The organism is Pseudomonas brassicae (assembly GCF_010671725.1).
GTDB classification, from domain to species: Bacteria; Pseudomonadota; Gammaproteobacteria; order Pseudomonadales; family Pseudomonadaceae; genus Aquipseudomonas; species Aquipseudomonas brassicae.
The window spans coordinates 1-7,445 of sequence record NZ_JAAHBU010000313.1; the positions used below are offsets into that span (position 1 = coordinate 1).

The 7,445-nt window shown below is 61.4% G+C and carries 6 protein-coding genes and 2 pseudogenes; 7 read left to right on the forward strand and 1 reads right to left on the reverse strand.

The window, feature by feature from the left end:
- Positions 1-238: 238 nt before the first annotated feature.
- Complete coding sequence (gene uraH, locus G3436_RS19845; protein WP_163948448.1) at positions 239-592, reverse strand: hydroxyisourate hydrolase; 354 nt, start codon at positions 590-592, stop codon at positions 239-241.
- A 384-nt stretch (positions 593-976) separates the two neighbouring features.
- Between uraH and puuE the strand changes: the two genes are divergently transcribed.
- The 7 genes and pseudogenes from puuE to G3436_RS19880 all read left to right on the forward strand — a co-directional run.
- Positions 977-1,906, forward strand: a complete 930-nt coding sequence (puuE, locus tag G3436_RS19850) for an allantoinase PuuE (RefSeq protein ID WP_163948451.1) — start codon at positions 977-979, stop codon at positions 1,904-1,906.
- Positions 1,903-2,418 (forward strand): 2-oxo-4-hydroxy-4-carboxy-5-ureidoimidazoline decarboxylase, encoded by a 516-nt coding sequence (gene uraD / locus G3436_RS19855; RefSeq protein WP_163948454.1) that lies wholly within the window; start codon positions 1,903-1,905, stop codon positions 2,416-2,418. The genes puuE and uraD overlap by 4 nt, the downstream gene beginning before the upstream one ends.
- A 76-nt stretch (positions 2,419-2,494) precedes the next feature.
- The gene (locus tag G3436_RS19860) at positions 2,495-2,998 is read left to right on the forward strand and encodes an ureidoglycolate lyase (RefSeq protein WP_163948457.1); all 504 of its coding nucleotides are present in this window, start codon (positions 2,495-2,497) and stop codon (positions 2,996-2,998) included.
- Positions 2,999-3,045: 47 nt separating this feature from the next.
- Positions 3,046-4,365, forward strand: a complete 1,320-nt coding sequence (locus G3436_RS19865) for a urate hydroxylase PuuD (RefSeq protein ID WP_163948459.1) — start codon at positions 3,046-3,048, stop codon at positions 4,363-4,365.
- Between the two features lie 91 nt (positions 4,366-4,456).
- A pseudogene (locus tag G3436_RS19870) lies at positions 4,457-5,811 on the forward strand (nucleobase:cation symporter-2 family protein).
- A gap of 136 nt (positions 5,812-5,947) precedes the next feature.
- Positions 5,948-6,733, forward strand: coding sequence for an outer membrane protein OmpK (locus tag G3436_RS19875; protein ID WP_163948462.1), 786 nt, complete (start codon positions 5,948-5,950; stop codon positions 6,731-6,733).
- A gap of 358 nt (positions 6,734-7,091) precedes the next feature.
- A pseudogene (locus tag G3436_RS19880) lies at positions 7,092-7,445 on the forward strand (outer membrane protein OmpK); the annotation flags it as partial.

A 7,445-nucleotide genomic window follows, 5' to 3' on the forward strand; every position in this document is an offset into this window, starting at 1 on the left:
TGGGAGCTGGCTTGCCTGCACCCACAGGGTATGTGCAGATCCTGAAGTCACCGCTGTACCTGTGGGAGCTGGCTTGCCTGCACCCACAGGGTATGCGCAGATCCTGAAGTCACCGCTGTACCTGTGGGAGCTGGCTTGCCAGCGAAGAGGCCCGCGAGCACACCCCCGAATTGCAGGCAAAAAAAAAGCCCGCCAGTGAGAGCGGGCAAGGACCTACGAAGATTCATCTAGCGACCAACTAGCTTCCGCGATAGGTCGAGTAACTGTACGGCGAGATCAACAACGGCACGTGGTAGTGATCCTGCTCGGCGCTGATGCCGAAACGCAGCACCACCACATCGAGGAACGCCGGCTCCGGCAGCTGCACACCACGCGCGCGGTAGTAATCGCCCGCACTGAACTGCAACTGGTAAACCCCGCTGCGGTAATCGTCACCCTGCAACAACGGCGCATCGCAACGACCATCGCTGTTGGTCAGCAGCGTGTTCACCAGCTCCAGTTGCTGGCCTTCGACCCGGTACAACTCGACCTTGATCGAGCTGCCAGGGCAGCCATGTGCGGCATCCAGTACATGCGTGGTCAAACGTCCCATTGCGCGTGCCTCGTTTCAATCGGTGGGCAAAAAATACCCGCACGGCACCGGGATGAAGCAGGGCAGCGTGCGGCTGTCGGATTATTAAGACATTTTTCATTAAAATTGTACACAATAAATCGAACGACTTTGTTCGCTTGCTGCAGCGGCCCTGTAAATAGTCCATCAGTCGCAAAGCCAAGCACAGAGCCGACACAATCGTCATTTACTGACCAGTCAGGCAGGTTTCTTGCAACCCTTTTGGGCGCTGAGAAACGGAAGAAAGGCGAAAAAACAGGCTTACAAATCGTCAGCAAAGTTGTATACAATCACTCCATCGCTGTGGCCGATGAGCTCTATCAGACACCACACCCCCCGTTTTCACGTACAAGAAGGAAGACTGCAGTGAGCGCTGATTATCCTCGCGACCTGATCGGTTACGGCAATACCCCACCTCACCCGCGTTGGCCGGGGAATGCCCGCATCGCGTTGTCTTTCGTGCTCAATTATGAAGAGGGTGGCGAGCGCAACATCCTGCACGGGGACAAGGAGTCCGAAGCCTTTCTCTCCGAGATGGTCTCGGCCCAGCCGCTGCAGGGCGCCCGCAACATGAGCATGGAATCGCTCTACGAATATGGTAGCCGCGCCGGCGTGTGGCGCCTGCTCAAGCTGTTCGAAGACACCGGCGTGCCGCTCACCGTGTTCGCCGTGGCCATGGCCGCGCAGCGTCACCCCGAGGTGATCCGCGCCATGGTCGCCGCCGGCCACGAGATCTGCAGCCACGGCTACCGCTGGATCGACTACCAGTACATGGACGAGAACCAGGAGCGCGAGCACATGCTCGAGGCCATCCGCATTCTCACCGACCTCACCGGCGAACGCCCGCTGGGCTGGTACACCGGCCGCACCGGCCCGAACACCCGCCGCCTGGTGATGGAGGAAGGTGGCTTCCTCTATGACAGCGATACCTACGACGACGACCTGCCCTACTGGGAACCCAACAACCCGACCGGCAAGCCGCACCTGGTGATCCCCTACACCCTGGATACCAACGACATGCGCTTTACCCAGGTGCAGGGCTTCAATTGTGGCGAGCAGTTCTTCCAGTACCTCAAGGACGCCTTCGATGTGCTGTACGCCGAAGGTGCCGAAGCGCCGAAGATGCTCTCGATCGGCCTGCACTGCCGCCTGATCGGCCGCCCGGCGCGCATCGCCGCGCTCAAGCGCTTCGTCGAATACGCCCAGAGCCATGAGCAGGTCTGGTTTGCCCGGCGCGTGGACATCGCCCGCCACTGGCATGCCACCCACCCCTTCCAAGCCGAGAGCGCCAAATGACCGACTTCAAGACCCTCACCCCGTCGACCCTGGACCGCGCGGCCTTCGTCAACGCCTTCGCCGACATCTACGAGCATTCGCCGTGGGTGGCCGAAAAAGCCTTTGACCTGGGCCAGTTGCACGAGCTCGACCAGATCGAGGCGCTGCACCAGCGCATGAGCGACATCCTGCTCAGCGCCGACCACGCCAGCCAACTGGCCCTGGTCAATGCTCACCCGGACCTCGCCGGCAAAGCCGCGGTACAGGGTGAACTGACCGAATCGAGCACCAACGAACAGGCCGGCGCCGGTATCCACCAGTGCACCGCCGAAGAATTCGCCCGTTTCACCGAGCTCAACGACGCCTACAAGGCCAAGTTCCAGTTCCCGTTCATCATGGCGGTCAAAGGCAGCAACCGTCACCAGATCCTCGCCTCGTTCGAGAAGCGCATCCACAACTCGGTCGACGCCGAGTTCAAGGAAGCCCTGGCGCAGATCAACCTGATTGCCCTGTTCCGCCTGCTGCAGCTGTAACCGGCGCGACCCTTGCAGGCACGCAGGTGCCGGCATTCGCCCCCGCCCCACTCACACATAATTAGAGAACACCCGCATGCGCACTTTAGTGATTGAGCCCCTGACCAAAGAAGCCTTCGCCCCTTTCGGTGACGTGATCGAAACCGACGGCAGCGACCACTTCATGATCAACAACGGTTCGACCATGCGCTTCCACAAGCTGGCCACGGTAGAAACCGCCCAGCCCGAGGACCACGCCATCATCAGCATCTTCCGCGCCGACGCGCAGGACATGCCGCTGACCGTGCGCATGCTGGAGCGCCATCCGCTGGGCAGCCAGGCGTTCATACCGCTGCTCGGCAATCCCTTTCTGATCGTGGTCGCGCCGGTTGGCGATGCACCTGTATCGGGTCTTGTCCGCGCCTTTGTCAGTAATGGCAGGCAGGGCATCAATTACCATCGCGGCGTCTGGCACCACCCGGTGCTGACGATCGAAAAGCGGGATGACTTCCTGGTGGTTGATCGCAGTGGTTCCGGCAACAACTGCGACGAACATTTCTTCAATGAGGATGAGCAACTGATCCTCGCACCCCACCAATAAGAGAAGGCGGGTCACTGGCCTGCGGTGACCGGCAAGAGGTAAAGACTGTGGAAGCACATCTGTTGGAATGGCTGAACCTGAGCGTGCGCTGGGTTCACATGATCACTGGCGTGGCCTGGATCGGCGCGTCGTTCTATTTCGTCTGGCTGGAAAACAACCTCAACCGGGCCAACCCGCGCGACGGCCTGTCGGGTGATCTCTGGGCGATCCACGGTGGCGGTATCTACCACCTGGAAAAATACAAGCTGGCACCGCCCAAGATGCCGGACAACCTGCACTGGTTCAAATGGGAAGCCTACTTCACCTGGATGTCGGGTATTGCCCTGCTGTGCCTGGTGTTCTACTGGAACCCGACCCTCTACCTGCTGGCCCCGGGCAGCACGCTGAGCGGCGGTGAAGGGATCGCCATCGGCGTCGGCTCGCTGATCGCCGGCTGGTTCATCTACGACTTTCTCTGCGATTCGCCCCTGGGCAAGCGCCCCGGCCTGCTCGGCCTGGTGCTGTTCGTGCTGGTCATCGCGGCCTGCTACGGCTTCAGCCAGGTGTTCAGCGGTCGTGGTGCGTACCTGCACACCGGCGCCATCATCGGCACCATCATGGTCGGCAACGTGTTCCGCATCATCATGCCGGCCCAGCGTGCGCTGGTTGCCGCCATCGAGCAGAACAAGACCCCCGACCCGACGCTGCCGGCCAAGGGCCTGCTGCGTTCGCGCCACAACAACTACTTCACCCTGCCGGTGCTGTTCATCATGATCAGCAACCACTTCCCGAGCACCTATGGCAGCCAGTACAACTGGTTGATCCTGGCCGGGATCGCGGTGGCTGCGGTACTGGTGCGTCACTACTTCAACACCCGCCACGACAGCGCCAAGTACGCCTGGACCCTGCCGGTAGGCGCCCTGGCAATGATCTGCCTGGCCTACGTCACCGGCCCCAAGCCGATGCCGACCGCGCCTGAACAGGCCGCTGCCAAGGTGCAGTACCAGCCCCTGCCGGAAACCGCACAGGGTGGCAAGACCGCTGCCGAGAAAGCCGCCGAACAGGCTGCCAACCCGACACCTGCCCCGGCTGCAGAAGCCGCCCCGGCGACCGCGTCGGTCAGCGAAGGCAACTTCGACAAGATCCACAGCGTCATCCAGGAACGCTGCACCGTGTGCCATTCGGCCAAGCCGACCAGCCCGCTGTTCAGTACTGCCCCGGCCGGCGTGATGCTCGATACCCCGCAACAGATCCAGCAACTGGCCCCGCGCATTCAGGCGCAGGCCGTCGCCAGCCAGATCATGCCCCTGGGCAACATCACTCAGATGACCCAGCAAGAGCGTGAACTGATCGGTGCCTGGATCGCCAAAGGTGCTCCAACCCACTGAGTCACCCCGGTGCCCGCAAGGGCCACCCAACGGCGCCTGCCTGTCGCCGCGCACATAAGACGAACAATAAAAACAAAACTCGAGGTGCTGCATGTCCGAGTCACGCAAGGCGTACATCCCCGTTGCGCCGCCACGACAGCCACTGCCCCTGCTGCAACTGATCCTGGTGGGTTTGCAACATGTACTGCTGATGTACGGGGGCGCCATTGCGGTGCCGCTGATCATCGGGCAAGCCGCCGGGCTCTCTCGTGAAGAAATCGCATTCCTGATCAATGCCGATCTGCTGGTCGCCGGTGTCGCCACCGTGGTCCAGTCGCTCGGCATTGGTGCACTGGGCATTCGCATGCCGGTCATGATGGGGGCCAGTTTCGCCGCCGTCGGCAGCATGGTGGCCATGGCCGGCATGCCCGGCGTGGGCCTGCAGGGGATCTTCGGTGCGACCATCGCCGCCGGCTTCTTCGGCATGCTGATCGCGCCGTTCATGTCCAAGGTGGTGCGGTTCTTCCCGCCCCTGGTCACCGGCACGGTGATCACCTCGATCGGCCTCTCGCTGTTCCCGGTCGCGGTCAACTGGGCCGGCGGCGCGCCGCGGCGGCACCGTTCGGCTCGCCCATCTATCTGGTCGTTGCCGGCCTGGTGCTGGCCACCATCCTGCTGATCAACCGCTTCATGCGCGGCTTCTGGGTGAATGTCTCGGTGCTGATCGGCATGGGCCTGGGCTACATCATTGCCGGCACCATCGGCATGGTCGACCTCAGCGGCCTGGCCGAAGCGCCCTGGGTACAGGTGGTCACCCCGCTGCATTTCGGCATGCCGACGTTCAGCCTCGCACCGATCCTGTCGATGTGCCTGGTGGTGGTGATCATTTTCGTCGAGTCCACCGGCATGTTCCTGGCGCTGGGCAAGGTCACCGAACGTGAAGTCACCCCGGGCATGCTGCGCCGCGGCCTGTTCTGGGATGCCGGCGCCTCGTTCGTGGCGGGCTTCTTCAACACTTTCACGCATTCCTCGTTCGCGCAGAACATCGGCCTGGTGCAGATGACCGGCGTGCGCTGCCGCTATGTCACGGTGGTGGCGGGCCTGTTCCTGATCCTGCTCAGCCTGCTGCCCAAGGCGGCGTTCCTGATCGCCTCGATTCCACCGGCTGTATTGGGTGGCGCCTCGATCGCGATGTTCGGCATGGTCGCGGCCACCGGCATCAAGATCCTGCAGGAAGCCGACATTGGTGACCGGCGCAACCAGCTGCTGGTCGCGGTCAGCGTCGGCATGGGGCTGATCCCGGTCGTACGGCCGGAGTTCTTTGCGCAGATGCCGCAATGGATGGAACCGATCACCCACAGCGGGATCGCCATGGCCACGGTCAGCGCCCTGGTCCTCAACCTGCTGTTCAACGTACTGGGTGGCGCCGAGCGCGCCGCCCACAACGACACCGCTCACCAGCATTGAGCGTACGGGCGGCGCGTGCTGCCCCGTTCAACCCTGGCACCAGGCAATACCGTCGGCCCCTGGGAGTGGGCCGGCCGGGGCGCGCTTGCGCCGAAAAAACCGCAATCCAACAATAACAACAGTCGGGAATCACAACATGAAACGCATCACCTCTTCCCTCCTGCTGGGCAGCAGCCTGCTGGCCACGCTTCCAGCGGTAGCGGGGGACCTGCTGCTCTGGCAGACCAACAGCCTGACCTATCTGTACGGCAAAGACTTCCAGGTCAACCCGCGGATCCAGCAGACGGTCACCTTCGAGCACGCCGATAAATGGAAGTACGGCGACAATTTCCTGTTTGTCGACAAGATCTTCTACAACGGCGCAACCGACCGCAACAAAGGCAACAACACCTACTACAGCGAGATCAGCCCGCGCCTGTCGTTCGGCAAGATCTTCGACCAGAAGCTTGCGTTCGGGCCGATCAAGGACGTGCTGCTGGCCATGACCTACGAGACCGGCGAAGGCGATAACGAGGCCTACCTGATCGGCCCGGGCTTCGACCTGGCCATCCCCGGTTTCAACTACTTCACCCTCAACTTCTACCAGCGCAACACCGAAGGCAGCCGGCCCGGCGACCGCGTGTGGCAGATCACCCCGGCCTTCTCCTACACCATCCCCCTGGGCAAGTCGGACCTGCTCATCGATGGCTACATGGACTGGGTGGTGGACAACGACGAAAGTCGACGCGGCACCTACCACGCCAACCTGCACTTCAACCCACAGGTCAAATATGACCTGGGCAAAGCGTTCAACTTCGGCGCCAAGCAGCTGTACGTGGGTTTCGAGTACAGCTACTGGAAGGATAAATACGGGATTGAGGACAGCGATCGACTCAAGACCAACCAGAGTGTGGCCAGTGCGCTGATCAAGGTTCACTTCTAAAACCTGATCGAACGCACAGTTTTTGCCACACCCGCTCCACAACGGAGCACTTGAGGGCCAGCGCGCAAGCCAGTAATCTGCGCGCCCCCTCGCTCAGGGCAGGAAGTTTCCTACCCGCGTTTACTGACCGCTCAGTCAATGAATTCGGGCGGTTGGTAAGCGTATTGCCAACCTGTTTCACCCTTGTTCAGCTGTTCAGAAAGACGTCGAGCAGGATTGTTGCGCCAAGCCGCCAAGGTTGGCTCAGCTCTTGCCAATTCGCTGTGGTCAGTCGAAAAAAACTGACTCGAAAGACAATAAATTGAATTCAACGGCACCACTGCAGAGTGCCGACCTCAATCAAGGGAGCAACCACGCAATGCGCATTACCAACAGCCTGATTCTCGCTGGCGGCCTGCTGGCCGCCAGCACCGCCATGGCCGGCGACCTGCTGCAATGGCAGAACAACAGCCTGACCTACCTGTACGGCAAGGATTTCACGGTCAACCCCGAGATCCAGCAGACCTTCACCTTCGAGCACGCCGACGGCTGGAAGTACGGCGACAACTTCCTGTTCGTCGACAAGATCTTCTACAACGGCAAGAAAGACAGCAACGCCGGCCCGAACACCTACTATGGCGAGTTCAGCCCACGTCTGTCGTTTGGCAAGATCTTCGACCAGAAGCTTGAGTTCGGCCCGATCAAGGACGTGCTGCTGGCCATGACCTACGAG